At 66.4% G+C, this 24,403-nt stretch carries 23 protein-coding genes; 11 read left to right on the top strand and 12 right to left on the bottom strand.

Translation table 11 applies throughout. The annotated features are described in order from the left end of the window. The 3 genes from motB to XarjCFBP7645_RS04685 all read left to right on the top strand — a co-directional run bounded on the left by motB (position 1) and on the right by XarjCFBP7645_RS04685 (position 2,524). Complete coding sequence (gene motB, locus XarjCFBP7645_RS04675) at positions 1-1,203, top strand: flagellar motor protein MotB (protein WP_104536395.1); 1,203 nt, start codon at positions 1-3, stop codon at positions 1,201-1,203. Between the two features lie 333 nt (positions 1,204-1,536). Next, entirely contained in the window at positions 1,537-2,229 is a 693-nt protein-coding gene (locus XarjCFBP7645_RS04680) for a hypothetical protein (protein ID WP_308686153.1), read from the top strand. 10 nt (positions 2,230-2,239) lie between these two features. Next, positions 2,240-2,524, top strand: coding sequence for a DUF4031 domain-containing protein (locus XarjCFBP7645_RS04685; protein ID WP_104536397.1), 285 nt, complete (start codon positions 2,240-2,242; stop codon positions 2,522-2,524). Between the two features lie 478 nt (positions 2,525-3,002). Here the strand turns inward: XarjCFBP7645_RS04685 and XarjCFBP7645_RS04690 are convergent, their stop codons facing one another. Continuing rightward, entirely contained in the window at positions 3,003-3,554 is a 552-nt protein-coding gene (locus tag XarjCFBP7645_RS04690; protein ID WP_104536398.1) for a DUF6630 family protein, read from the bottom strand. Positions 3,555-3,716: 162 nt separating this feature from the next. Here XarjCFBP7645_RS04690 and XarjCFBP7645_RS04695 point away from each other — a divergent pair, with 162 nt between their 5' ends. Then, positions 3,717-3,983 carry a DUF3297 family protein gene (locus XarjCFBP7645_RS04695; protein ID WP_104536399.1) on the top strand — a complete coding sequence of 89 codons (267 nt, stop codon included), beginning with the start codon at positions 3,717-3,719 and terminating at the stop codon, positions 3,981-3,983. Positions 3,984-4,395: 412 nt separating this feature from the next. Here the strand turns inward: XarjCFBP7645_RS04695 and XarjCFBP7645_RS04705 are convergent, their stop codons facing one another. The 3 genes from XarjCFBP7645_RS04705 to XarjCFBP7645_RS04715 all read right to left on the bottom strand — a co-directional run bounded on the left by XarjCFBP7645_RS04705 (position 4,396) and on the right by XarjCFBP7645_RS04715 (position 8,020). Further along, the gene (locus XarjCFBP7645_RS04705) at positions 4,396-5,157 is read right to left on the bottom strand and encodes an ABC transporter permease (RefSeq protein ID WP_104536401.1); all 762 of its coding nucleotides are present in this window, start codon (positions 5,155-5,157) and stop codon (positions 4,396-4,398) included. Then, a complete protein-coding gene (locus tag XarjCFBP7645_RS04710) occupies positions 5,154-6,098 on the bottom strand; it encodes an ABC transporter ATP-binding protein (RefSeq protein WP_104536402.1) in 945 nt (314 codons plus the stop codon). Before XarjCFBP7645_RS04710 ends, XarjCFBP7645_RS04705 begins: the two co-directional genes overlap by 4 nt. Before the next feature lie 284 nt (positions 6,099-6,382). After that, entirely contained in the window at positions 6,383-8,020 is a 1,638-nt protein-coding gene (locus XarjCFBP7645_RS04715) for a Na+/H+ antiporter (RefSeq protein ID WP_104536403.1), read from the bottom strand. A 602-nt stretch (positions 8,021-8,622) separates the two neighbouring features. Between XarjCFBP7645_RS04715 and XarjCFBP7645_RS04720 the strand changes: the two genes are divergently transcribed. After that, positions 8,623-9,180 (top strand): fasciclin domain-containing protein, encoded by a 558-nt coding sequence (locus XarjCFBP7645_RS04720; protein ID WP_166773983.1) that lies wholly within the window; start codon positions 8,623-8,625, stop codon positions 9,178-9,180. 235 nt (positions 9,181-9,415) lie between these two features. Here XarjCFBP7645_RS04720 and XarjCFBP7645_RS04725 read toward each other — a convergent pair whose 3' ends face one another. The 4 genes from XarjCFBP7645_RS04725 to XarjCFBP7645_RS04740 form a co-directional block, all read right to left on the bottom strand. Beyond that, on the bottom strand, positions 9,416-10,858 hold the full coding sequence (locus XarjCFBP7645_RS04725; protein ID WP_104536404.1) for a UdgX family uracil-DNA binding protein: 1,443 nt from the start codon (positions 10,856-10,858) through the stop codon (positions 9,416-9,418). Positions 10,859-11,060: 202 nt separating this feature from the next. After that, a complete protein-coding gene (locus XarjCFBP7645_RS04730) occupies positions 11,061-12,305 on the bottom strand; it encodes a putative DNA modification/repair radical SAM protein (protein ID WP_104536405.1) in 1,245 nt (414 codons plus the stop codon). 317 nt (positions 12,306-12,622) lie between these two features. Beyond that, positions 12,623-13,453: a dioxygenase family protein gene (locus tag XarjCFBP7645_RS04735; protein WP_104536406.1), complete on the bottom strand. Its 831-nt coding sequence runs from the start codon at positions 13,451-13,453 to the stop codon at positions 12,623-12,625. Between the two features lie 31 nt (positions 13,454-13,484). Next, entirely contained in the window at positions 13,485-13,895 is a 411-nt protein-coding gene (locus XarjCFBP7645_RS04740; protein ID WP_046344517.1) for a DoxX family protein, read from the bottom strand. 105 nt (positions 13,896-14,000) lie between these two features. Here XarjCFBP7645_RS04740 and XarjCFBP7645_RS04745 point away from each other — a divergent pair, with 105 nt between their 5' ends. The 5 genes from XarjCFBP7645_RS04745 to XarjCFBP7645_RS04765 all read left to right on the top strand — a co-directional run bounded on the left by XarjCFBP7645_RS04745 (position 14,001) and on the right by XarjCFBP7645_RS04765 (position 19,881). Then, positions 14,001-14,894: a LysR family transcriptional regulator gene (locus tag XarjCFBP7645_RS04745; RefSeq protein WP_047124887.1), complete on the top strand. Its 894-nt coding sequence runs from the start codon at positions 14,001-14,003 to the stop codon at positions 14,892-14,894. A gap of 93 nt (positions 14,895-14,987) precedes the next feature. Next, the gene (locus XarjCFBP7645_RS04750; protein WP_104536407.1) at positions 14,988-15,557 is read left to right on the top strand and encodes a flavodoxin family protein; all 570 of its coding nucleotides are present in this window, start codon (positions 14,988-14,990) and stop codon (positions 15,555-15,557) included. Between the two features lie 300 nt (positions 15,558-15,857). Further along, positions 15,858-16,853, top strand: a complete 996-nt coding sequence (locus tag XarjCFBP7645_RS04755) for an aldo/keto reductase (RefSeq protein ID WP_104536408.1) — start codon at positions 15,858-15,860, stop codon at positions 16,851-16,853. Positions 16,854-16,969: 116 nt separating this feature from the next. Further along, positions 16,970-17,665 (top strand): glycosyltransferase, encoded by a 696-nt coding sequence (locus XarjCFBP7645_RS04760; RefSeq protein ID WP_104536409.1) that lies wholly within the window; start codon positions 16,970-16,972, stop codon positions 17,663-17,665. 152 nt (positions 17,666-17,817) lie between these two features. Continuing rightward, entirely contained in the window at positions 17,818-19,881 is a 2,064-nt protein-coding gene (locus XarjCFBP7645_RS04765) for a M13 family metallopeptidase (RefSeq protein ID WP_104536749.1), read from the top strand. Positions 19,882-19,931: 50 nt separating this feature from the next. Here the strand turns inward: XarjCFBP7645_RS04765 and XarjCFBP7645_RS04770 are convergent, their stop codons facing one another. Then, positions 19,932-20,858: an oxygenase MpaB family protein gene (locus XarjCFBP7645_RS04770; protein WP_104536410.1), complete on the bottom strand. Its 927-nt coding sequence runs from the start codon at positions 20,856-20,858 to the stop codon at positions 19,932-19,934. 184 nt (positions 20,859-21,042) lie between these two features. After that, a complete protein-coding gene (locus tag XarjCFBP7645_RS21615) occupies positions 21,043-21,213 on the bottom strand; it encodes a hypothetical protein (RefSeq protein ID WP_155407455.1) in 171 nt (56 codons plus the stop codon). A 174-nt stretch (positions 21,214-21,387) separates the two neighbouring features. Here XarjCFBP7645_RS21615 and XarjCFBP7645_RS04775 point away from each other — a divergent pair, with 174 nt between their 5' ends. Beyond that, a complete protein-coding gene (locus XarjCFBP7645_RS04775; RefSeq protein ID WP_047127400.1) occupies positions 21,388-22,017 on the top strand; it encodes a hypothetical protein in 630 nt (209 codons plus the stop codon). Positions 22,018-22,258: 241 nt separating this feature from the next. Here the strand turns inward: XarjCFBP7645_RS04775 and XarjCFBP7645_RS04780 are convergent, their stop codons facing one another. Both XarjCFBP7645_RS04780 and XarjCFBP7645_RS04785 read right to left on the bottom strand, forming a co-directional pair. Continuing rightward, on the bottom strand, positions 22,259-23,854 hold the full coding sequence (locus tag XarjCFBP7645_RS04780; RefSeq protein WP_026064004.1) for an APC family permease: 1,596 nt from the start codon (positions 23,852-23,854) through the stop codon (positions 22,259-22,261). A gap of 150 nt (positions 23,855-24,004) precedes the next feature. Next, complete coding sequence (locus XarjCFBP7645_RS04785; protein WP_104536411.1) at positions 24,005-24,376, bottom strand: hypothetical protein; 372 nt, start codon at positions 24,374-24,376, stop codon at positions 24,005-24,007. Positions 24,377-24,403 lie beyond the last annotated feature (27 nt).

Below are 24,403 nucleotides of genomic sequence, written 5' to 3' on the forward strand. Positions count from 1 at the left end.
ATGGCCGAGGGCAAATCCACCGTCGTCATCCGACGGGTCAAGAAGGTGCAGGGCGGCGGCCATCATGGCGGCGCCTGGAAGGTGGCGTTTGCCGACTTCGTGACCGCGATGATGGCGTTCTTCCTGGTGCTGTGGCTGATGGCCGCCACCACCAAGGAGCAGCGTGCGGCGATCTCGGAATACTTCCGCAATCCCAGCCCGTTGTCGGGCAAATCGCCGGCGCCCTCGCCGGGCATGAACGGCCCCGGCGGCGCCAGCACCTCGATGATCAAGCTCGGCGGCACCGCCGACATGGCCAAGGGGCAGAAGGACGAGATGGGCCGCAAGCGCGACAACGCCGCCGACACCAGCGAAGACAGCCGCGCCAAGGACAAGAAGCGCCTGGAAGCGCTGATGCAGGACCTGAAGGAGGCCATCGACAAGAGCCAGGCGCTGGAGCCGTTCAAGGACCAGCTGCTGCTCGACCTCACCCCGGACGGCCTGCGCATCCAGATCGTGGACAAGCAGAACCGGCCGATGTTCGACATGGGCCGCGACCAGCTCAAGCCGTACACCGTGGCGATCCTGCGCGAGCTGTCCAGCTTCATCAACCAGGTGCCCAACCACATCAGCATCACCGGCCACACCGACACCACCGCCTATAGCAACGATACCGGTTACACCAACTGGGAACTCAGCGCCGACCGCGCCAATGCCGCGCGCCGTGCGCTGGTGGGCGGCGGTATGGACGATGCCAAGGTCACCCGCGTGGTGGGGCTGTCCTCGTCGGTGCTGTTCGACAAGACCGACCCGCAGAACCCGATCAACCGCCGCATCAGCATCGTGGTGATGACCCAGGATGCCGAACAGGCCGCGCTGGCCGGCGCCGGCCAGGGCATTGCGCTGGGCAAGCCCACCCACGATGCCGACACCCATGTGCCGGATCTGAGTGCCGCAGCGACCACCGCCACCACCACGGCAGTGGGAACACCGGCCGCGCAGCCTGCGGCAGGACCCGCTGCAGCTGCGTCGGCGGGCGGACCTGACACTGCGGCCAGCGTCAAACCGACCGCTGCAGCGACCCCGGCCCCCAGCGCCGTGCCGGCGGCACCGCGCGTCTCCACGCGCACCCAGGTGGCTTCGGCCACAGCGCTGGCCAAGGCCGCCGAAGCTGCCGTGGCCGCACCGCGCACTGCCGTCGGCGAAGCACCCGCGCGGCGCTGACGGCGGCTGCGGGCACCTGGCAAGACGTTGCCTGGCGGTTGTTGGGGTTGTTGGGGTTGTTGGGGTTGCGGGCTGCGGGCTGCGGGCTGCGGCTACCGCTACCGCTGCGGCAGACGGTAGACGTTATCGTGCATCTCGAATCTGACGTGCATGCCGAACTTGATGTACATGTCGGATCTGGCCACCCTGCGGGCTGCTTGTCGTCCCGAATGCCGATTCTGACCAGCATTCGCACTGGCGCTCCGGCAGACGCGCGGTGCTAGCCGCTGCAGCCTGTCCGAAATATCGCGTCAGCGGCCTTCGGAACGCCGGAAGAGCCGACAGCAGCATCGCCTGCGCGGCTGGCGTTTACCGGCCTGGCGGCGGCACCCGAGCCGGGTCGCGCGCAAGCGCCTAGAATGGTCGGCCATTCCCAGCGTCGAGAACACCGTGTCCCGCAATTCCAAGGCCAAGCGCGACAAGCGCAAGAAGTCCCAACCCAAGCGTCCGATCTTCCGTCTGGGCCAGGCGCCGCAGATCGCCAACCATGCCGTACTGCAGGATGCCGACGGCCGCGTGGTCGCTGCGATCGGCTTGCAGAACGGCAGCGAATGGCTGCTGTCGATCGGCGGCCAGACCATGGGCAGTGCCGACAACCCGGTGCCGATGCTGGCCATGCTCAAGCACCTGGCCAATCTGCAGGAGAAGGAAGGCAAGACCATCTCGCTGGAATACTCCACCCAGCTGCAGCAGATGATCGACGACCTGGCCGCCGAAGACGGCAAGACCGCCGAGGAATACCTGACCACGCTGGTGTCCGAGTTCGAGAACAGCGACGCTGAGGGCGACGACGGCGAGGCCGGAGATGCAGAGGCAGAGGCCGACGCAGACGCCGAGGCGAGCGATGCCCAGGCAGCTGCCGATGCGGACATCGGTGCCGACGCCACCGCCGAAGACGCCGCTGCCGCGACTGCAGGCGACGCATCGCAGGACGACGCCGGCGACGCAACCGACGACAGCAAGAAAAAGAAGAGCAAAAAGGCCTGAAGGCCGGCAGGTGGCCGTCTACGTCGACGATGCGGTGCATCTGTGGCGCGAGCAGCGCTGGGCGCACCTGCTCGGCGATACGCTGGACGAGCTGCATGCGATGGCGGCGCGGCTGGGCATTCCCCGCCGCGCCTTCCAGAACAAGCTCAGTGGCGCGCACTACGACGTGCCCGCTCCGCTACGCGCCGAAGCGATCGCGCTCGGTGCCATCGCAATCTCCCGTCATACCGACCGTGTCTTGCTCAAGGCCTTGATCGCCAATGCACGTGCACAGGCGCGCGGCGCGGTGCCTTGAGGCGGGGATTGGGGGAGTCGGCATCGGGGAGTTGTAACAGCGGTGGCCGCGCCCTGATTGGCGGCACGCCGTTGTAGGAGCGCGCCTGAGCGCGAGGAGCCGTCCCGGTAACGCCCGTCGCGCGCAGGCACGCTCCTACGTGGCAATCCGTGGTACGTGGTTGGCCTGGAGGCCTGCGATTCCAGCAGCCGCGATGACGGCATGCCTCTGCACCATGACGGCATGCCCTTGTAGGAGCGCGCCTGAGCGCGAGGAGCTCTCCCGGTAACGCCTGTCGCGCGCAGGCACGCTCCTACGTGGCAATCGCTGGGCCGCGGACAACGCCGGCTTCCCAGATCTAACGGCCTCCACGCGCTGGGCGCCCCGCCGTGGAAGCGCACGCCACCACGGCCTGTCCCGCCCCCCACACACACTCAGAGCCAGCTCTTGCGGCCCCCCTAATCCCGATTCCCCAATCCCGATTCCCCAATCCCACCCCTCAGAACGCCTCATTCCCCAGCCGCACTTCCACCCCCAGCAGCGAGGTCAGCGCCAGCATGGCATCGTCGTCGCGGCTGAGCGCGATCCAGCCGGCATAGGCATCGCCGCCGGTGTTCCAGTTCCACAGCGAGTAGCCGTGCTCGCGCAGACGATCGAAGGCCACCGCCATCAGGTCGGGCACACTGAGATCGTGGGAAAATTCCTCGTCGTCCAGGTCGCCGCCCCAGTCGATGCGCAGGTTCCAGCGCGCGCTGAGTTCGTCGATGGCGGCAATGAACGCGCCGGTGTCCTTCCAGTCCACGAAGAAGCCCGAGCGCCAGTCGATCGCATCCTTCAAGGCCCACAACCAGGCATCGTCGCCCTCGTCGTCGTCCAGGTCGGCCTGCGCCTCGCGCCAGGTATCGAACTGGCCCAATGCGGTGTCTTCATCGCCAGGGTTGATCAGCACCAGCAGATTCCACACCCGCGCCGGGTGGTCGTCGACATCGTCTTCGTCGCCCTCGGGCTGCAGGCCTTCGTCGTCTTCGTAGTCGGCGCTGTTATCGGGCATGGCGGTCTGGTTCCAGGAGTGCAGGCGTGAGTGTGAGGCCTGGCGACGCGCAAGCAAACCGGTCGGGGCGTGCGCACACATCGCCGGGGCTGATCTTCGCGGCGCGGGCCCGTATCCTGTGCGGCCGAAGACGGCCATCCCGGCCGCCATGACGCCTTTCCCATGAGCGATACCCCTCCCGATCATCTGGCCATCGATGCACGCAGCCCGTTCCACAATGCCGATGCGCTCGGCCGCGGCGTCGGCGTGCGCTTCAACGGTGTCGAACGCGACAACGTCGAGGAGTATTCGGTCAGCGAAGGCTGGATCAAGGTGCAGGTCGGCAAGGCCCGCGACCGTCGCGGCAACCCGATGACGATGAAGATCAAGGGCGAAGTGGCAGCGTATTACCTGGACACCAAGCACGACGCCAAGCCGGCTGCCGAGTAAGCGCGGCCGGCAACACGACTTGACGTCAGGCTACGGCAGGCCGGCTGCTCTGTGCCCTGGCTGCAGGGCGCCCGCCCACCCTCGCGCGCGACACGCTGCAGGTACGTCCTCGTAAGCTCTTGCGCGGCATCCATGCCGCGTCAGGCCCCGCGACGGTGGGCGGGCAAGGACCCGTCGGGAATATCGGTATGCATGGTTTTCAACATGACAACCGACCAACTCTCTAGCGTGGTGCCCTCGCCGATTGCGGGACCGTGTGGCGGCACGGATGCCGCCACCGAGCCCCCAGGGCCGGGTTCACGACGTGTCCCGCGAGCGGCGAGGGTGTCGCGCCCTCGACCCACTCGGCGTTGACCTGGACTTCCGACGGCAGCCACCAGGATGCGGCCGGCAAAACCACTGCATTCACCACTCAGGCCTTGAGCCGGTAACCGCTGCGGAAGATCGCCGCCACCATGCCCAGGCACACCAGCAGGAACAGGAACGTCATGCCGGTGCTTACCGCGATGTGCACGTCGGCCTTGCCGTAGAAACTCCAGCGGAATCCGCTGATCAGGTACACCACCGGATTGAACAGGGTGACCTTCTGCCACAGCGGCGGCAGCATGTTGATCGAGTAGAAACTGCCGCCCAGGAACGTCAGCGGCGTCACCACCATCAGCGGGATCACCTGCAGTTTTTCGAAGCCGTCGGCCCAGATGCCGATGATGAAACCGAACAGGCTGAAGGTCAGCGCAGTGAGCACCAGAAAGCCCAGCATCCACAGCGGATGCGCGATCTCGTAAGGCACGAACAGCCGTGCGGTGAGCAGGATCAGCAACCCCAGCAATACCGACTTGGTCGCCGCCGCGCCCACATAGCCGATCACGATCTCCCACCATGCCACCGGCGCCGACAGCACCTCGTAGATGGTGCCGGCCCAGCGCGGCATGTAGATGCCGAACGAGGCATTGGAAATGCTCTCGTTGAGCAAGGACAGCATCACCAGCCCCGGTATGATGAAGGCGCCATAGCTGATGCCGTCGATGTCGCCCATGCGCGAGCCGATCGCCGCACCGAACACCACGAAATACAGCGAGGTCGACAACACCGGCGAGGCGATCGACTGGGTCAGCGTGCGGAAGGCACGTGCCATCTCGAAGCGGTAGATCGCCGCGATCGCATGCCGGTTCATGCGCGCACCTCCACGTTGCGGGCGCCATGCACCAGGCTGACGAAGATCTCCTCCAGCGAGCTCTCGCTGGAATGCAGGTCCTTGAAGTCGATACCCTGCTCGTTGAGCCGGCGCAGCAACGCACCGATGCCGGTCTGCTCGGCCTGGGTGTCGAAGGTATAGATCAGGCTGTTGCCGTCGGCCGACAGTTCCAGCGGCAGATCGCCCAGCGCGGCCGGGATGGCCTGCAGCGGCGCCTGCAGGCTCAGCGTGAGCTGCTTCTTGCCGAGCTTGCGCATCAGCGTGTGCTTGTCTTCCACCAGCACCAGCTCGCCGCGATTGATCACCCCGACCCGGTCGGCCATGTCTTCGGCTTCCTCGATGTAATGGGTGGTCAGGATCACCGTGGTGCCCTGCTCGCGCAGCCTGCGCACCATCTGCCACATGTCGTGACGCAGCTCCACGTCCACGCCGGCAGTGGGTTCGTCCAGAAACAGGATGCGCGGCTCGTGCGCCAGCGCCTTGGCGATCAGCACGCGCCGCTTCATGCCGCCGGACAGCGTGGAAATCTTGCTGTGGCGCTTGTCCCACAGCGAGAGTTCGCGCAGCACCGTTTCCAGATACGCCGCATTGGCCGGCTTGCCGAACAGGCCGCGACTGAAACGCACGGTGGCCCACACGGTTTCGAACGCGTCGGTGGCCAGCTCCTGCGGCACCAGGCCGATGCTGGCACGCGCGGCACGGTAGTCGTGCACGATGTCGTGACCATCGGCCAGCACGGTGCCGGTGCTGGGGTTGATCAGCCCGCAGACGATGCTGATCAGCGTGGTCTTGCCGGCGCCATTGGGACCGAGCAGCGCGAAGATCTCGCCGCGTCGGATCTGAAGGTCCACCTGCTTGAGCGCCTGAAAACCGCCAGCGTAGGTCTTGCTCAATCCCTGGATCGAAACGATTGGAGTCATGTCTTGTGCACTGGAACCATCAGCCGCACAGGGTAGGCCGTGCGCCATGAAGATGGGAGAAGTGCGGATGGAATGGTGTCTTCCGGCGCGCGCCGGGGAGCCTCAGCGAACTGGACCGCGCACGCCTGCTGCCGTTTGCTGGCGCATCTCCCTGTAGGAACGCGCCTGCGCGCGATGGCGCTTTCCCGCCAATGCCCCATCGCGCCCAGGTGCGCTCCTACCCAGACACGGCAACCGCTGCTGCTCTTGCGATTCCCCAATCCCCAATCCCGATTCCCGCGCGCTCACGCGCGCTTGCGCGACTCGATCAGATCCAGATTGCGCACCAGCCGGCGCGACAGGTCATCGGAAATCTCGCGGCGCCTGGCCAGCTTGAACAACTCGTTGCGCTCGGCCACCAAGGCTGCATGGCGGAACTGGCGCAGCGCCTGTTCGTAGGCGCCGGCCTCTTCCGGATCGGTCTCGGCCATGTCCACCGCACCGAGCTTGCGCTGATAGCGCTGGCTGACCTGGTTGGCGGCGGCGTTGTAGCGCTCGGCATGCTTGCTGCCGTCCACCAGCCGCTGACGCAGCTTTTCCACCGCTTCCAGCGCCGCCTGCGATGCGGCCTTCACCGCCAGATCTTCCTTGAGCTGCTCATCTTCTTCCTCGGGCAATTCCAGCCCGCGCAGCAGCCGCGGCAAGGCCACACTGGCCACCAGCAACGATACCAGGATCACCGACGCGGCCAGGAAGATCGCCAGCTGGCGGGCCGGAAACGGCGAGCCGTCCTCCAGCATCAGCGGCAGCGTGAGCACGCCGGCCAGGGTGATCGCACCGCGCACGCCGGCCAGCGACACCGCCACCACGATCCGCCACGGCGGGCTGACATGCTGCTCGCCGCGCCACTGCGCCTTGAAGATGTTCCAGCGCAGCGACAGGAACACCCATACGAAACGCAACGCCATCAGGCTGGCGCTGATGGTGGCCACGTACACCGCCAGCCACCACGGATTGAGGTGCCCAGCCTCCTGCACGCTGCGCACCGCCCCGTCCAGGATGCCCGGCAACTGTTCGCCCAGCAGCACGAAGATGATGCCGTTGAAGGTGAACTGCACCGTGTCCCACACCGCCGAGCGCTGCAGGCGCATATTGCCCGGCGCGTTGCCGGCCATTTCCACGTAGCTCATGGTGACGCCGGCGGCCACTGCGGCCAGGATGCCGGAAGCATGGAAGGCCTCGGCCAGCAGATAGGCCGCGAACGGTGTCAGCAGATTGACCAGGATCGCCGAACCCGGCTCCTCGCCGAAATGGCGCCAGATCCAGGCCTGGATGCGGCTCAGGCCGAACGTGGTGGCCACGCCCAGCGCCAGCCCGGCCAATGCCACCCACAGGAAGGTCAGCGAGGCGGTGGCGATCGAGAAGCTCCCGGTCAGCACCGCGGCCACCGCGAACTGGAAGCACACCAGTCCGGAGGCATCGTTGAGCAGGGACTCGCCTTCCAGGATGTGCATCAGCCGCTTGGGGATCGGCACCTTGGAGGCGATCGAGGACACCGCCACCGGATCGGTCGGCGAGATGATCGCTGCCAGCGCGAAGGCCACCGCCAGCGGCATCGCCGGGATCAGCCAATGGATCAGCAGGCCCGCACCGATCACGGTGAACACCACCAGACCCAGCGCCAGCTCGAGGATGGCCGCCTTGTCGCGGAACAGGCCTTGTTTGGGAATGCGCCAGCCATCCAGAAACAGCAACGGCGGCAGGAACAACAGGAAGAACAGCTCCGGTTCCAGCTCGTGCCCGGCATCGAACACACCCGAGACCACCGCGCCAAGCGCGATCTGCACCAACGGCAGGGGCAACGAGAACGGCAGGATGCGGATCAGATAACCGCTGGCCGCGACCGCCAGCAACATGGCGAGGACGACATCGATCGAATGCATGGAAAACCCGGAAGAAGAAGCGGCGCGCGCGTACGGCATCGCATCGTGCAACGCACCATCACGCGCCTACGGGAACATACCGGTTTGCACGCGACGATGAAACCTTTGCGCCACCTCGCCCGGCTTGCCGTGTGGCAGGGCAGATCTGCATTCAGGGCCTGGCAATGCCGCGCGGTCGCCGATCGGCATCGACCCGGCGCTGTTGGATACGCCAGCGGACGGACGCGCGGACCCGACGTTGCCAATCCCCTCCGACCAACCACCGTGGCACTTGCCGGTAGCTGTCGTTCGCCATGCATCGCGCACACCTGCGCCGGCTCGGCACTGACTGGACAGCGGCAGGTCGATCGCGTCCTGCCGGCAATCGCACCTGGACCTGCATCACCTGAGTTCCAACCACCGACAGATCATGGCGTTGCAGCTGCCGCATGAGCGCGGCGACCGCAACAAGCGGCATCGATGCCTCCTGCATCTCGCGCTCGCCCAGCGCAGCGCCGGTCAGCCGGTGTAAAAACCGCGTGATGCATCCGCGCTGCATCCACCCGCGTATCCAGGACGACGATTGCCATCCAGGCAGTTGCTTACCCAAGGATCGATGCCTCATGAAGACCTCATTCCAGTCGCTTGCCGTCGCCACTGCCATTGCCCTGACCAGCGCCATGGCCCCTGCCTACGCCGCATCGAACCCGACCGTGGGCGGTGCGCCGATGCTGGTGACCAAGGACATCGTCGACAACGCCGTCAACTCCAAGGACCACACCACCCTGGTGGCGGCGGTCAAGGCCGCCGGCCTGGTCGACACGCTGAAGGGGCCCGGCCCGTTCACCGTGTTCGCACCCACCAATGCCGCATTTGCCGCACTGCCGGCCGGCACGGTGGACACGTTGCTCAAGCCCGAATCCAAGCCCATGCTGACCAAGGTGCTGACCTATCACGTGGTACCGGGCAAGGTCGACGCTGCATCGCTGATCGCCAAGATCAAGGCCGGCGGCGGCAGCGCCACGCTGACCACCGTGCAGGGCGAGGCACTGACCGCAAAGCTCAACGGCAAGAAGGTCACCATCACCGATGCCAAGGGCAACACCGCCAACGTCACCATTGCCGATGTCATGCAGAGCAATGGCGTGATCCATGTGGTCGACAAGGTGTTGATGCCGTAAGCGCAGCCTCTACCTGAAGCAGGCAGCTGCATGTGCGTGACCTCCATCGGCGGAACCGAGCCGGGTGACGCGCTGCAGACACTGTCGAATCGTTGCATCCGCGCGTGTCTGGAAACTGGGTCCAGGCAGCGCCACCGCACCGCAAAGCGGCGGTGAGGGGTCACTGGCCCGCCAGTGATCTCACTTGGTGTCATCGTTCTCCGACACCGTGCGCGTGCACTTGCACGCGCATTTTTTATCTACTCGCCATGCGCTGATCTGCAGCGATCGGTGCATCCAGCAACTGGCGCAGGTCCTCGACAAATCCGCGGTAGCCTTCCTCGCGCGCGGCCTCCGAGCCTTGCCGCAACACCCAGGAGGGATGCACGGTGGCCAGCACCGGCGTGCCGTCGTCCAGCCGCTGCCACTGGCCGCGCTGCTGCATCAAGCGGAAGCCGTTTCCCAACACCGCCTGTGCGGCGGTTGCGCCCAGGCACACGATCTGCGCCGGACGCAGCTGCGCGCGTTCGGCATGCAACCAGCCACTGCAGGCTTGCACATGCGACCGTTCCGGATTGCGATGCAGCCGCCGCTTGCCGCGCTGCTCGAAACGGAAATGCTTGACCGCATTGGTCACGTAGACCGTGGCGCGGTCGACGCCGATCTCGCCCAGCGCCATGTTGAACAAACGCCCGGCCGGCCCGACGAACGGACGCCCGCTCAGATCCTCTTCGTCGCCGGGCTGCTCGCCGATCACCATCACCGACGCGTCGCTCGGTCCTTCGCCGAATACCGTCTGCGTTGCCGGTTGCCATAACGCGCAGCGCCGGCAATCGCGCGCGGCCACGCGCAACTGCGCCAGGTTTTGCGTGACCACTTCCGGGGTCGGCGGCGGCGCCGCCGGCACTCGCCGCCTCACCGGTTCGGGCGCACGCTCGGCCATCTCGCGCACGCGCACACCCGCCTCGCGGATCAGCTCCGGCAACAGGCTCGCCTCGGGCAGGTTCTTCCAGTATTTCTGCGGCATTTCCTGCCGCATCATGGTCGGGTTGAGTCGCGCCGGATTGAAGATATGCGCGTAATAGGTACGCCAGAGCATCTCCTGCGCATCGTCGGCCGGCACCTGAGTGCGCACGGCGCCTTCGCCGAACGTCAACGCCTCGCCGTCCCAGCGCACGCTGCGATATGGGGTGAGGATCGCCCAGCGCATGCCGGCGAAGCGGCGCGCGAAAAACGGCGCCACCCGATCCACGATCCAATGTTCGGGCTCGAACCACGCCACGAAGTCTTCCTCTTGCACCGGCAAACGCCGAAAGCGTACGAACGCCTTCATCTTGTGGGTGTCGCGCTGCACCGCCTTTTGCCACTGCGTCACCCGATGCACGTCGACATCGGTGGCCCGCTCCAGCAGCGCGCGTTCCCCGCACGCCACCCGCCACAACAACCGGTACAGCACCGCGTAGCGCTGCGGATCGCGGTGACACAACACCGCCCCCGCCATCTGCAGGAACTGCGCCGATACCCGCGGCGGCGCAGCCACGGCCGGCAAATCCGGCAGCCCCTGCCCCATCAACAAGCCGCCCTGCGCTCCGCCATTCCACGCGATGGCGTCGGGCTCCACCTGCGCGCACCAGCCCGCCCGCGCCAGCGCACGCCATGCTTCAAGGCTCCAACCCGGCTCGACGTCAGCGTTGTACATCGCGGTGGTCAGGATTGCAGAGGTGGGAGTGGGGATTGGGAATTGGGGATTCGCAAGGCGTCGTGTTCCTGTGTCAGCACTGGTGTTCGGTGGCAGCTTCGCGCCTGATGCGCCCCTTATCCGCGCTTCGGGCAGCTTGCCCGGCAACAGGGAGAGGCCAGCGGAAGCGGTGGGGCGCCGATGCCGGCGGCCAGCTGCGGTTTCAATCGAACAGACTCGCCTGCCTGGGCGCCGGCGCCAATTGCGCGCGCAACCGCACCGGATCGTCCAGGCGCTGGCGCGGATGATGATCCAGCACGCTCACAAACGGCAGCAGCTTCTTCATCGGCACCCGCAACCGCGCCAGGTCCCCCACCCGCAACCGCGCATGCCGGCGCGACAACAACAGGCGCTCCACATTGCGCGTGCCCAGGCCTGGCACCCGCAGCAGCATCTCGCGCGGCGCCGCGTTCAGATCCACCGGAAAACGCTCCGGATTGCGTAGCGCCCATGCCAGCTTCGGATCCACGTCCAGATCGAGCATGCCGCTGGACTGCGCCGGTGCGATCTCCTCCACGCTGAACGCGTAGAAGCGCAGTAACCAGTCGGCCTGATACAGCCGGTGCTCACGCTGCAACGGCGGTGCCTGCAGCGGCAATTTGGACGAGGCATCCGGGATCGGGCTGAAGGCCGAGTAGTACACCCGGCGCATCCGGTAATTGCCATAGAGATTGTGGCTGGTGTCCAGGATGCTGCGGTCGTTGGCATCGTCGGCGCCGACAATCATCTGCGTGCTCTGGCCAGCCGGCGCAAAGCGCGGCGGCTTGGCGCGGCGCAGCTTTTCGGCCTTGCGCTCCAGCTGGTTTTCTTCGATGCGCCAACGCAACTCGCCCATTGCCGAACGGATGCCGCCGACACTTTTCTCCGGCGCCAGCAACGTCAATCCCTGCTCGGTCGGCAGCTCCACGTTGATGCTCAACCGGTCGGCATAGCGGCCGGCGGCGGCCAACAATTCCGGCGATGCATCGGGGATGGTCTTGAGGTGGATGTAGCCGGCGAAGTGATGCACCTCGCGCAGCTGCCGCGCCACCTCCACCAGCTGCTCCATCGTGTAATCGGAGTTGCGGATGATGCCGCTGGACAGGAACAGGCCTTCAATGTAATTGCGCTTGTAGAAGTCCAGCGTCAGCGTGACCACTTCTTCCGGCGTGAAGCGCGCACGGCGCACGTTGCTGGATACGCGGTTGACGCAATACGCGCAATCGAACACGCAGAAATTGGTGAGCAGGATCTTCAACAGCGACACGCAGCGGCCGTCGGGCGTGTACGAGTGGCAGATGCCCATGCCCTCGGTGCTACCGATCCCACCGGTGCCGAGCGAATTGCGCTTGTTCGCGCCGCTGGAGGCGCAGGACGCGTCGTATTTGGCCGCATCGGCCAGCACTGCGAGTTTGTCGAGGATTTTCACGCAAGCAGCATGTCGCGAAGGCGTCTCAGCCTGTGAGACTGCACGGCACTTCATCGTGAATGCTTCAGAGCGCTGCGCTGCCGGCCCTTGCGGGCAGCATGCCTTGTCGCTGCGGGTCGGTGTGCCGTAGGTACCAGGCCGTATCGCCATGGGTCTTGCCTGGTGTAGCCATTGCACCACAGCGGTTTGCAGCGGCAGTAACTGGCCACATGCCATGGCTTGCAGGCGGCTGGGCAGTGCCTCGGGATTGCGGGGCCGGCATGCCGCCTGCACCGTCGATGACAGCGACGGTGCAGGCGTGCTGCGATCGCCTGGACTCAGGCGGCGGCCGGGCCCGCAAGCGCGCGATCATCACCGGGATCGCCGTCGAACCGGTAGATATCCATCGCCAGAAACCCCGCGTCGATGCCGGCATCGATGCGTTGCGCGCCGAGCCGGTCGGCGCCGGCGGCGCCCATCGCCACATACAGCGGCAACAGGTGCTCGTCGGTGGGATGCGCCCGTGCGGCATGCGGTGCCTGCCGGCGATAGTCCAGCAACGCGGCGATGTCGTCCTCCACCAGTTTGCGCTCGGTCCACTCGATGAAGGGCCGCACATAGGGCGCCTCGCGCTCGGCGCTGTAGCCGTGGCGGAAGTCGTGCAGGTTATGGGTGATGCTGCCCGAGCCGATCACCAGCACCCCGTCCTCGCGCAGCGGCGCCAGCGCGCGACCGACCGCAAACTGGTGCGCCGGTCCCAGCTCGGGCTGGATCGACACCGACACCACCGGGATGTCGGCGGTCGGATACAGCAGGCGCAGCGGCACCCACACGCCATGATCGAAGCCGCGCTGCGGATCCAGATGCGGATGCAGGCCGGCCTGCTCCAGCCGGCGCAGGATCTGCTGCGCCAGCGCCGGCTCGCCGGGCGCGGGATATTCCAGCTCGTACAGCGGCGCCGGGAAGCCGCCGAAGTCATGAATGGTGGGCGGCCGCGCCGCGCCGCTGACCAGTGGGCGGCGGCCCAGCCAGTGCGCGGACGCAACGACGATCGCGCGCGGCCGCGGCAAGGCCTGCGCGAGCTCGGCCAGGCGCTCGCCGACCTGCCCCGGCTGCAATGCAGTCATTGGCGATCCGTGCGAGATGTACAGGGAAGGCAAACGGGTCATGGCGCACTCCTCGAAAGAACGACAGGCAGCCTCAACGCGCCGGCTTCAGCGCCCACGCGCCTTCGCCGAGCAGCGCTTGCACGATCAGCAACACCGCCCACAGCGCCGGGTATTCCCAGCCGCCGCCCGGATTGGAGAAACCGAAGCCGTTGCCGCCGTGCACGCTGACGATGGTGCCCAGCAGCAGCGGCACGCCCAGCAACCCGATCCAGCGCGCATAGATGCCCAGCAGCAGGGACAGGCCCAGGCCCAGTTCCAGCGCGATGGTGAGGTAGGCCAGCGCGCCCGGCAGGCCCAGCGAGTGGAAATAGGCCACGGTGCCGGCCGGGGTGAACACCAGCAACTTGGTCAGGCCATGGGCCAGAAACAGCGCGCCCAGGCTGATGCGCAACAAGCCGGCGCCATAGGCAGCGGTACGCGGGGAAGCAAGCGAGGTGGACATTGGGCGGACTCCAGTGAGGACCTGCACAGCCTATTGCTTACAGATTTCTGATAAATAGTTTTAGTTCGGATAATTTATTGCGATCGAAGCAACAATCGGACATCCATGGATACCCTCGATGCGATGCGCGTGTTCGCAGCAGTGGCCGAACGCAGCGGCTTCAGTGCGGCCGCCGATGCGCTGGACCGCTCCACCGCCAGCGTGACCCGGCAGGTCGCCGCGCTCGAGCAACGGCTGGGCACCCGCCTGCTCAACCGCACCACCCGGCGGGTCAGCCTGACCAGCGCCGGCACCGCGTATTACCAGCGCTGCCTGCAACTGCTGGCCGACCTGGACGATCTGGAGGCCACGGTCGGCGCGCAGGCGCTGGAGCCGGCCGGGGTACTGCGCGTCAATGCGCCGGTGAGCTATGGCATCGAGCGCCTGGCCGCGCTGCTGCCGGGCTTTTGCGCGCGCTACCCGCAGGTGGAACTGGACCTGTCGCTGTCGGACCGGCTGGTGGACATGGTCGAAGAAGGCTTCGATGTCGCCATCCGCATCACCCGGCAGCCGGCGCCGACGTTGATCGCCCGGCGCCTGGGCACGGTCCGCCTGGTGCCCTGCGCGGCGCCGGCCTACCTGGCCCGTGCCGGCACCCCGATGCACCCGTCCGACCTGGCCGGCCACGACTGCCTGCTGTACCACTACTCGCCCAACGGCGACGAAGTGCGCTTCCATGGGCCCGATGGCGATAGCGATGTGCGCATCCACGGCAGCCTGCGCGCCAACAACGGGCATGTGTTGAGCGCGGCGGCGGTGGCCGGCCTGGGCATCGCGATGCAGCCGGACTTCCTGGCCGACGAACATCTGGCCGCTGGCCGGCTGGTACGCATCCTTCCGCAGTACGCACTGGGGGAGATCGGCATCTTTGCCGTCTATACCAGCCGCAGCCACCTGGCCCCGAAGGTGCGCAGCTTCATCGACTACCTGGTCGACAGCCTGGGCGATGCCGGGCGCTGATGAGCCCGGCAACAGTACGTCCCGTCGATGGTCATTAACCTGACGCCGCATGTGTGGTCACAATCAAGATCCCCTCGAGCCACAGGATTGCGCATGAGCAAGATCGCCATCATCTATTTCAGCGGCTACGGCCACACCGTCAAACTGGCCGAAGCCGTGCACGCCGGCGCCGCCAGTGTCGGCGAGGCCACGCTGTACCGCATCGATCAGGACGGCAACCTGCCCGACGACGCCTGGGAGGCAATCGCCGCCGCCGACGCCATCATCTACGGCAGCCCCACTTACATGGGCGGGCCGGCGTGGCAGTTCAAGAAGTTTGCCGACGCCAGCTCCAAGCCATGGTTTGCGCAGGCCTGGAAGGACAAGATCGCAGCCGGCTTCACCAACTCGGCCTCGGTGAACGGCGACAAGTACGCCACCATCCAGTATTTCTGGACGCTGTCGCAGCAGCACGGCCAGGTCTGGGTGGGTACCGGCCTGCTGCCGTCCAACACCAAGGCGCACGGTCCGCAGGACATCAACTGGACCGCCGGCTCGGCAGGCGCGCTGGCGATCTCGCCTTCCGATGCCTCGCCGGAAGAAGCACCACGCAGCGGCGACCTGGAGACCGCCAAGCTGCTCGGCAAGCGCGTGGCCGAATTCGCCGGCAAGCTCAAGGGCTAAGCCGCATGTAGCGGCGCCCGCGTAACAGCACCCGTGCATGGCGGTGGGCCTAGGTCTGCTGGCATGCGCGGACTTTTGCGTGGAGTCGCAGCGCGCGTTCGGGTTTGCGCGCTGTAACGCCGGATGCACGATACCGCAGCGATCCGGCATTGGGCGCAGTCGTCAGCCCCACCCCGTCGCCACGCGCCGCAACCGCGGCATGCAAGCCCCCCACAGCGCGTCATCGTACGGGCCACATCGTGCTCACGCGCGCCGCCGCATCCTTCCCCTGCCTTCTTTGACGCACGGAGTTTCCTCACCATGCAAACCCGCACGCTTGGCCGTTCCGGCCCCACCGTCTCTGCGCTCGGTCTCGGCTGTATGGGCATGAGCGCGTTCTACGGCAATCGCAGCGACGAGGCCGGCTCGATCGCGGTGATCCACCGCGCCCTCGATCACGGCGTCAGCCTGCTCGACACCGCCGACATGTACGGCCCGCACACCAATGAAATCCTGGTCGGCAAGGCCATCGCCGCGCGCCGGCACGAAGTGTTTCTGGCCACCAAGTTCGGCATCAAGCTCGATCCCAACGACCCGTCGGTGCGCGGCATCGATGGAAGCCCGGACTATGTGCAATCGGCGTGCGAAGCCAGCCTGCGCCGCCTGGGCGTGGAGCACATCGATCTGTATTACCAGCACCGCGTGGACCCCAACGTGCCGATCGAAGACACCGTCGGTGCGATGGCGCGGTTGGTCGAGCAAGGCAAGGTGCGTTTCCTGGGGCTGTCGGAGGCCGCTGCAGCCACCATCCGCCGCGCGCATGCGGTGCATCCCATCACCGCGGTGCAGACCGAGTATTCGCTGTGGTCGCGCGAGCCCCAGGACAACGGCGTCTTCGCCACCGTACGCGAACTCGGGATCGGGTTCGTGCCGTATTCGCCGCTAGGTCGCGGGTTTCTGACCGGCGCATTCGCGTCCCCGGATGACTTCGAGACCGACGATTACCGTCGCCATTCGCCACGTTTCCAGGGCGAGAACTTCACCCGCAACCTGGAACTGGTGCAGCAGGTCAAGGCGATCGCCGCCGACAAGGGCATCACGCCGGGGCAGCTGGCGCTGGCCTGGGTATTGGCGCAGGGCCAGGACCTGGTGCCGATCCCGGGTACCAAGCGGCTGGCTTACCTGGAAGAAAACCTTGGCGCGCTCGATGTCGCGCTGATGCCGGACGAGCTCGCACGCATCGATGCGATCTTCCCGCTGCAGGCCGCGTCCGGTACGCGTTATCCGGAAGCGATGATGGGCGCGCTCAGCCGCTGAGCGCGCCGCGTGGGAGCACATGCAGTCGCGGCCGTCTGACTGTGTGCGCTCACGCCATCGCACCGGTGTGGCTCGCACACTTGCCAGCACCGCCATCCGAGTGACACGCCCTGCCCATGCTGTCTTTCGTGATCCCCGCCCATGACGAGGCCGCGCTGATCGGCCAGACGCTGCACTGCCTGCACGCCTGTGCGCAGGCCATGCAGCTGGACTACGAGGTCATCGTGGTGGCCGATGCCTGCGAAGACGACACCGCCGCCATTGCATGCGCGGCCGGTGCGCGGGTGCTGGACGTGCAATTGCGTCATATCGCCGCCACCCGCAATGCCGGCGCGCAGCAGGCGCAAGGCGACCGCCTGCTGTTTCTGGACGCCGATACGCTGATCGACCCGCAGGTGGTCGGCGCGGCGCTGGCGGCGCTGGATGCCGGCGCGGTCGGCGGTGGCGCACAGGTGCATCTGCAAGGCAGGCGCGCGTGGTTCGAGCGCATGGCGCAGGCGACGTTCGGCTGGCTGTTCCGTCTCGGCGGCATTGCCCCGGGCTGCTTCCTGTTCTGCACGCGCGCCGCATTCGTCAGCGCCGGTGGTTTCGATACGCGTTACTACGCCGGCGAAGATGTGGCATTGAGCCGCGCGCTGGCACGCTGCGGGCGGTTCGTGATCCTGCGCCAGACCGTGCATACCTCCGACCGCAAGCTGCGCAGCTTTTCCAAGCGCGAACACCTGAGCCTGCTGCTGCGCTTTCTGTGGCGTGGGCGAAGCATGCTGCAGACCCGCGATGCACTGGGCTTCTGGTACCAGCGCCGGCGCTGAACCGCGCGTGTCCGCAGGGCTGCTGCACCGGGTGCGCGCTGCCATCGCGCCGGGACGTGGCGTCGGCGGCAATTTACACTGGCAAGTCTGTTTTTCGTTTTCCGAGTTGCGCTCGCATGGCTCTTTTGCACCGTCCTGTCCTGATCGCTGCGCTGTCGGCTGCCCTGCTGAGCACCGCCGCGTGCCACCGCGATGACACCTCACCGGCGACGCACGCCAAGCCCACGCCCACCACGCCGAAGCTGGGCGATTTCGGTTTCGATGCGGCAGGCATGGACCGCAGCGTGTCGGCAGGCGACGACTTCTTCAGCTACGCCAGCGGCAACTGGGTCAAAACCACCCAGATCCCGGACGACCGCTCCAGCTTCAACAGCTTTGTCAGCATCGCGATCGCGACCGAGCAACATAGCCGCGACATCATCGAAGGCGCCGCCGCCAACGACCGTGTCACCGGGGAAGACAAGCAGATTGGCGATTACTTCGCGGCCTACATGGACGAAGCCGGGATCGAGGCCAAGGGCGCAGGCCCGGTGCAACCGGAACTGGACGCGATTGCGCGGCTAGATGACAAACAGGCGCTGGCGCGCACCCTGGGCGGGCAGCTGCGCGCCGATGTGGACCTGCTCAACTCCACCAATTTCCATACCGACCGGCTGTTCGGCCTGTGGATCTCGCAGGATCTGCATCACCCGGAGCGCTATGCGCCGTATCTGGTGCAAGGCGGTCTGGGCATGCCGGACCGCAGCTTCTATCTGGACGAGGGACGCATGACGCAGATGCGCGACGCCTACCGCGCGCACATCGTCAAGCTGCTGGACCTGGCCGACATCGATGACGCGGCGGCCAGGGCCGAGCGCATCCTGGCCCTGGAAACCGCGATGGCGCGCGTGCACGCCACCGCCGAACAGACCAACAACGTGCAGGCCGGCGCCAACGCCTGGAAACAGGCCGATTTTGCGCGTAACGCACCTGGCCTGGAATGGGCGCCGTTCTTCGACGCGGCCGGCCTGAAGGCGCAGCAGGACTTCATCGTCTGGCAGCCCGGGGCGGTGACCGGGTTGTCGGCGCTGGTGCGTTCCGAATCGCTGCAGACCTGGAAGGATTACTTGAGCTTTCGCGCCCTGGACCGCGCCTCGCCGTATCTGTCCAAGGCCTTCGCCGATGAGCGGTTTGCGTTCTACGGCACCACGCTGGAAGGCACGCCGCAACAACGGCAGCGCTGGAAGCGAGGCATCGATGCCACCAACGCGGCCTTGGGCGAAGCGGTGGGCGAGCGCTATGTGCAGAAGTACGTCAGCGCCCAGACCAAGACGCGTGCCGAGGAGATGGTCAAGAACATCGTCACTGCCTTCGGCAAACGCATCGACGCGCTGGAGTGGATGAGTCCGCAAACCAAACAGCATGCCAAGGCCAAGATTTCCGGGCTGACGGTGGCGGTGGGGTATCCGGACACCTGGCGCGACTACAGCGGGCTGGAGGTGCGCCGCGACGATGCGCTGGGCAATGTGCAGCGTGCCGAACTGTTCGAGTACCGGCGCAATCTGGCCAAGCTGGGCAAGGCCGTGGATCACCGCGAGTGGTACATGCTGCCACAGGAGGTCAACGCGCTGAACGTGCCGTTGGAAAACCGCCTGTTGTTTCCGGCAGCGATCCTGCAGCCGCCGTTCTTCGACCCGGCGGCCGACGATGCGGTGAACTACGGCGCCATCGGCGCGGTGATCGGCCACGAGATCAGCCACAGCTTCGACAACATGGGCGCGCAATTCGACGAACATGGCGAGCTGCACAACTGGTGGACGCCGCAGGATCTGAAAAAATTCGAGGCCGCCGGCAATGCGCTCGCCGCGCAGTTCAGTGCGTACAAGCCGTTCGACGACCTGAGCGTCAACGGCAAGCTGACGCTGGGCGAGAACATCGCCGACGTGGCCGGCCTGGCGACTGCCTACGATGCCTATCAGCTATCGTTGCAGGGCAAGCAACCGCAGACCATCGACGGTTTCAGCCCGGATCAACGCTTCTTCCTGGGCTTTGCGCAGGCCTGGCGCGGCAAGTATCGCGACGCGGCGCTACGCAATGCCGTACTCACCGACGTGCACGCACCCGGACGCTTCCGTGCACAGACCGTGCGCAATCTCGATGCCTGGTATCCGGCGTTCGATGTGCAGCAGGGCGAGCAGTTGTACCTGCCGCCCGAGCAGCGGGTGCGGATCTGGTAGCCAGCCCCCGCGTCACACCACCGCCCTGCACACCAGGCAAGTACCCGCACTCACCGCTCCCCGGGCCACTCCAGCAGCATGGTCTGCGGTAGCTGCATGCGACGGCACGCGCGTGCGGACAGCCCGTCGCGTAGCGCGGTGCGGAACAGTGGCGACAGACTGCGCAGCAGCCGCGCCGACGCATGTGCCTGTGCGCGCTGCGTGGTGGTGCGGCCGAGCATGTCGCTGGCCCAACCCGGCAACAAAGCGGTGCCGGCACCGAGGAACACGCCGCGCGACAGACCGGCCGCCGGCACCGGCAGCTGGATGCTAGTGAGGATGTCGAGCACTTCGCGCGAGCGCGTATCCATGCGCAACTGCCCGCGCACGGTGGCGAAATACGCATCGACCTGCGCCTCGCTGGCGGGCACATCGGTGGCGCCCAGCGCTTCGGCGACGCGGCGCGCTTCGTCGTAGTAACGATCGGCGATGCGCGCCGGCACATCACGGCAGTAACGTCGGCAGCCCTGCAGAAAACCGTAGGCTTCGGTGACGTGCACCCAGGTCAGCAACTGCGGATCGTTGGCGTCGTAAGGCACGCCGTCGGCGGTGTGGCCGTGGATATGCGAATGGATGCTGCGCACGCGGGCGATCAATTGCTCGGCTTCGGCGCGCGGGGCGTAGGTGGTGCCGGCGACGAAATTGGTGGTGCGCCGCAGCCGCCCGATCAAATCGGCGCGGAAGTTGGAATGGTCGTAGACCCCGGCCAGCGCGCGCGGATGCAGCAGTTGCAGCATCAATGCGCACAGTCCGCCGGACAACATGCCGGGGAATTCGGAATGCACGCGCCAGGTGACACTGTCGGGCCCGAAGATGCCGGTATCTCCGAGGGGCTGGTCGTAGTCGATAGTGCTCTGACCACGCGGAAATGCGCCCAGCACCCAGCGCTGGATCTGCCTGGCGGCGGGGGCAGTGAGGGTACGCAGGACGGCTGACATGCACACAAGGATACGTAGGCGGCTGCAAGACCGCGTCGTGGCGCTGAGGGGCTGGGATTTGGGATTTGGGATTGGTGAAAGGCGGCGCCGTGTGCGCTGTTCGTATCCATGCGCGCCGACCGTCTCGACGGGGGCTTGCCCGCCTGTCGCGGGATTTTGCGCGGCATGCATGCTTGCGCGGCGCTCACGCGATCTGTACGCCGGACTGGGTCGCACCGGTCGCAACCGCCACGGATGCAATCACGCAGGCGCGGGTGTGCAGTGCAGCAAGAATGGCGGCGCATCGCAGCTGCAGCCGCCCGGCAAATGCTGCAAAGCGCCTGAATACCGCGATCTGTGCGCCGGTGCGCAGCATTGGGCCGCCGTCGGCTCGCAGCAGGCATTGCCAAGCACAGCGAAAGTGCTAGAACTAGGGCCGTCCGCGCACCGGCCTGCATCACTGCCAGCCGTCTGCCCGGTCGCTCCAGGGCACCGGCGCGTTGCCGGGTGCAGCAAGTCGTTCGTACCAGCCATCCGTCAGGAGCTTGTCATGATCGTTTTGTTCCAGGGTTTGGGCCTGCTATTGCAGGACAACGCACTCCATCGGCTCTCCTTCGACGAGCAGGTCGCGCACTGGCGCGAAAAGAGCGACGAACAGCTCGACCAGGAGCTCAATCTGCTCAAGGTGGCCAAGAAACAGTGGGTGATCGCCTCGATCATCGGCTGGCAGGCGATCTCGCTGGTACTGCTGGGCGTGATCACCCACCAGCTCTGGCAGAACGACTACCACCTCACCTTCAGCCGCGTGGTGATCATCTTTACCTCGTGGGCCTCGATCCTGTTCGTCATGTGGTACATCGCCGATCTGTTCGATCACAGCGCCGGTTTCGAACGCTGGCTGCGCGCCTTCAACAGCCGCGCGCGGGTCACCCCGGATGCCGACTCGGTCGAATGCGTGGCCGATGCGCTGGACATGACGCGCCGCTACCCGGAAGTGCTGCGCTACAAGCAGGAGGTGACCTCTAGGCGCGAGCTACGCCACGAGGACATCGTCAACATGCGCGAGATGGGGCGGCTGCGCCGCTACACCGAACTGTTGCGCGATCTGGACCGCTTCGATGGTGCGCCGCGCCTGGTGACCAATTCCACTACCCATAGCGCGGCAGGGACGCTGGCGTAGCGGTTGCGCGATGGACGCAGGTTGCCGGGAGACGCCGACAACCCCGCGTGTCTGGTGGAACGTGCTGATTGATCCGCCCGCGACACCGGGTGCGCTGCCGGGCAGCGCCAATTGCCGCACCCGATGGCGTGTGCGGCGGCCAACAAGAAAACGGCCGGTGCAGTGCACCGGCCGTTCCTGTTTGCGGCGCCCGAAGACTGGCGCCTGCTCGATCCGTCGTCAGCAATCAGCGATCAGACGCTTACGCCCGCGCGACGGCCTTCTCCACCGACGGCGTACGCCAACCGCTGCGCACACCCCAGATGTAGAACACCGCGCCGACTGCAGCCACTACCGCAAGATCGGTGCCGTAGCTGAGGTAGCCGTGCCCGCCGAAGTCGCTGCTGCCGGCCCAGGACAGCAGCGCGATCGTCGGCAGGTAGCAGATCATCCAGGCCGCGCCCTTGAGGTTGCGCCCAAGATCCGGCCAGCCCTGCTTGGCCTGGTAGTAGCAGTACACCGGCAGCGCCACGACCATCAGCAGGATGATCTCGCCGGTCAGCGGCCAGCGTGCCCAGTACAGCAGTTCGGTCGCCATCACGAAGGCCACGCCGGCCAGCACCGGCAGCGCGGCGATGCGCAGCGGGCGATGCAGTTCCGGGGCATGACGGCGCAGCGCCATCGCGCTGATCGGGCCGGTGAGGTAGGAAATGATGGTCGCCACCGAGATCACCGCCGCCAGCGTGCCCCAGCCGCGGAAGAAGAACAGGAACACGAACGACACCGCCAGGTTGAAGAACATCGCCATGCGCGGCACGCCCCAGACCGGGTGCAGCTTGCCCAGCACCGACGGCATGGTGCCGTTCTTTTCCATGCCGTAGACCATGCGCGCGGTGGTGGCGGTATAGGTGATGCCGGTGCCGCTGGGGCTGACGAACGCATCGATGTACAGCAGCATGGCCAGCCAGTGCAGGTTGACGATGATGGCCAGCTCGGCGAACGGCGAGCGGAAATCGATGCCGTGCCAGCCAGCCTTGGCCAGCAGGTCCGGCGGCACCGCGCCGATGTAGGCTACCTGCAGGATCACGTAGACCACCGTGGCCAGCGCGATCGAGCCGAGCACCGCGAACGGAATGCTGCGGCCCGGGTTGCGTGCTTCACCGGCCAGGTTCACCGGGCTCTGGAAGCCGTTGAAGCTGAAGACGATGCCGGCGGTAGCCACCGCGGTGAGCACCGCGGCCAGGTCGATCACGTGCGCGTCGCCGTGGATGCCGACGCTGAAGTTTTCGCTGTGGAAGCCGCTGGCGATCAAGGCCACGCCGGTCGCCGCCGGCACCACCAGCTTGAACACGGTGATCAGCGTATTAGAGCGCGCGAACAGCTTGACGCTCCAGAAATTGAGGAAGAAATACACCAGCACCAGCACCGCCGAGATCAGCAGGCCGGGCACCGACAACTCCCCCGCCCCGCCGGGTGCCTGCACATACAGGCCCTGCGCCCAGGCCCATGGCCAGGAGGCCATGTACTGCACCGAGGCCTCGGCCTCGACCGGGATCACCGACACGATCGCGATCCAGTTGGCCCAGCCGGCGATGAAGCCCACCAGCGAGCCGTGCGAGTAATGGCTGTAGCGCACCATGCCGCCGGACTCGGGGAACATCGCGCCCAGTTCCGCGTAGGACAGCGCGATGGTGGTGATGATCGCTGCACCCAGGATCCAGGCCCAGATCGCACCGGGGCCGGCCAGGCCGGCAGCGCGCCAGGCACCGAACAGCCAGCCGGAACCGATGATCGAGCCCAGGCCGGTGAGCATGAGGGCGAAGGGGCCAACGTCGCGGCGTAGCGATTGTTCGGACATGAGAAGCCTGGCAGTGAGGACGCCGTGAACCGGCAACAAGCCGGCAATGATCGCAGAAGCGGCCGCTGATCGTCAGTGCGTATTCAGGCTTGCATGCGGCTGCATCCGTGCCTTACCACACGGACGGAAGTGTTTTAGCAGGCCGCTCGCTCAACCATGGCAATCGGCGCTGGGCGCGCTGGCATCCACACAGGTATGCGCCTGACGCGGGATGCCGCGCAATTCGCGCACTTGCCCGGGGGTCAGCGCAAAGCTGTCCAGGGTTGTGCGTGCGCAGGCCGGCGTGCCCGAGGTCTGGCCCGCGGCGGGCGCGGCGCAGTGCTCTTCGTAGACCAGGTAATGGCAGCGACCGCTGCTACTGGCCAGGCAGTGCACGTTGAGGTCGGTGGCGGTGGCCAGGGTCTTGCTGAAGATCACGTCCCGGCCATTGCTGGTGGCGCGGGTGATGGAGGTGGTGCCGTTGCGGTCGTGGCAACCGGCCAAGGCAAGCAGGCAATACACGAGGGAGGCGATCAGGCGCATATCAGCAATCCTTTCAGTCGAGGCGAT

The sequence above is a fragment of the Xanthomonas arboricola genome, assembly GCF_002940665.1.
In the GTDB taxonomy this organism is placed as follows: Bacteria; Pseudomonadota; Gammaproteobacteria; order Xanthomonadales; family Xanthomonadaceae; genus Xanthomonas; species Xanthomonas arboricola_B.

Bases quoted from the DNA above. Each gene is read 5' to 3' on its own strand.
- XarjCFBP7645_RS04750 (WP_104536407.1), top strand. From the start codon at position 14,988: ATGAGCAAGATCGCCATCATCTATTTCAGCGGCTACGGCCACACCGTC.
- motB (WP_104536395.1), top strand. From the start codon at position 1: ATGGCCGAGGGCAAATCCACCGTCGTCATCCGACGGGTCAAGAAGGTG.
- XarjCFBP7645_RS04720 (WP_166773983.1), top strand. From the start codon at position 8,623: ATGAAGACCTCATTCCAGTCGCTTGCCGTCGCCACTGCCATTGCCCTG.
- XarjCFBP7645_RS04705 (WP_104536401.1), bottom strand. From the start codon at position 5,157: ATGAACCGGCATGCGATCGCGGCGATCTACCGCTTCGAGATGGCACGT.
- XarjCFBP7645_RS04710 (WP_104536402.1), bottom strand. From the start codon at position 6,098: ATGACTCCAATCGTTTCGATCCAGGGATTGAGCAAGACCTACGCTGGC.
- XarjCFBP7645_RS04695 (WP_104536399.1), top strand. From the start codon at position 3,717: ATGAGCGATACCCCTCCCGATCATCTGGCCATCGATGCACGCAGCCCG.
- XarjCFBP7645_RS04760 (WP_104536409.1), top strand. From the start codon at position 16,970: ATGCTGTCTTTCGTGATCCCCGCCCATGACGAGGCCGCGCTGATCGGC.
- XarjCFBP7645_RS04755 (WP_104536408.1), top strand. From the start codon at position 15,858: ATGCAAACCCGCACGCTTGGCCGTTCCGGCCCCACCGTCTCTGCGCTC.
- XarjCFBP7645_RS04780 (WP_026064004.1), bottom strand. From the start codon at position 23,854: ATGTCCGAACAATCGCTACGCCGCGACGTTGGCCCCTTCGCCCTCATG.
- XarjCFBP7645_RS04740 (WP_046344517.1), bottom strand. From the start codon at position 13,895: ATGTCCACCTCGCTTGCTTCCCCGCGTACCGCTGCCTATGGCGCCGGC.
- XarjCFBP7645_RS04715 (WP_104536403.1), bottom strand. From the start codon at position 8,020: ATGCATTCGATCGATGTCGTCCTCGCCATGTTGCTGGCGGTCGCGGCC.
- XarjCFBP7645_RS04745 (WP_047124887.1), top strand. From the start codon at position 14,001: ATGGATACCCTCGATGCGATGCGCGTGTTCGCAGCAGTGGCCGAACGC.
- XarjCFBP7645_RS21615 (WP_155407455.1), bottom strand. From the start codon at position 21,213: ATGCTGCGCACCGGCGCACAGATCGCGGTATTCAGGCGCTTTGCAGCA.
- XarjCFBP7645_RS04735 (WP_104536406.1), bottom strand. From the start codon at position 13,453: ATGACCCGTTTGCCTTCCCTGTACATCTCGCACGGATCGCCAATGACT.
- XarjCFBP7645_RS04690 (WP_104536398.1), bottom strand. From the start codon at position 3,554: ATGCCCGATAACAGCGCCGACTACGAAGACGACGAAGGCCTGCAGCCC.
- XarjCFBP7645_RS04770 (WP_104536410.1), bottom strand. From the start codon at position 20,858: ATGTCAGCCGTCCTGCGTACCCTCACTGCCCCCGCCGCCAGGCAGATC.
- XarjCFBP7645_RS04785 (WP_104536411.1), bottom strand. From the start codon at position 24,376: ATGCGCCTGATCGCCTCCCTCGTGTATTGCCTGCTTGCCTTGGCCGGT.
- XarjCFBP7645_RS04725 (WP_104536404.1), bottom strand. From the start codon at position 10,858: ATGTACAACGCTGACGTCGAGCCGGGTTGGAGCCTTGAAGCATGGCGT.
- XarjCFBP7645_RS04775 (WP_047127400.1), top strand. From the start codon at position 21,388: ATGATCGTTTTGTTCCAGGGTTTGGGCCTGCTATTGCAGGACAACGCA.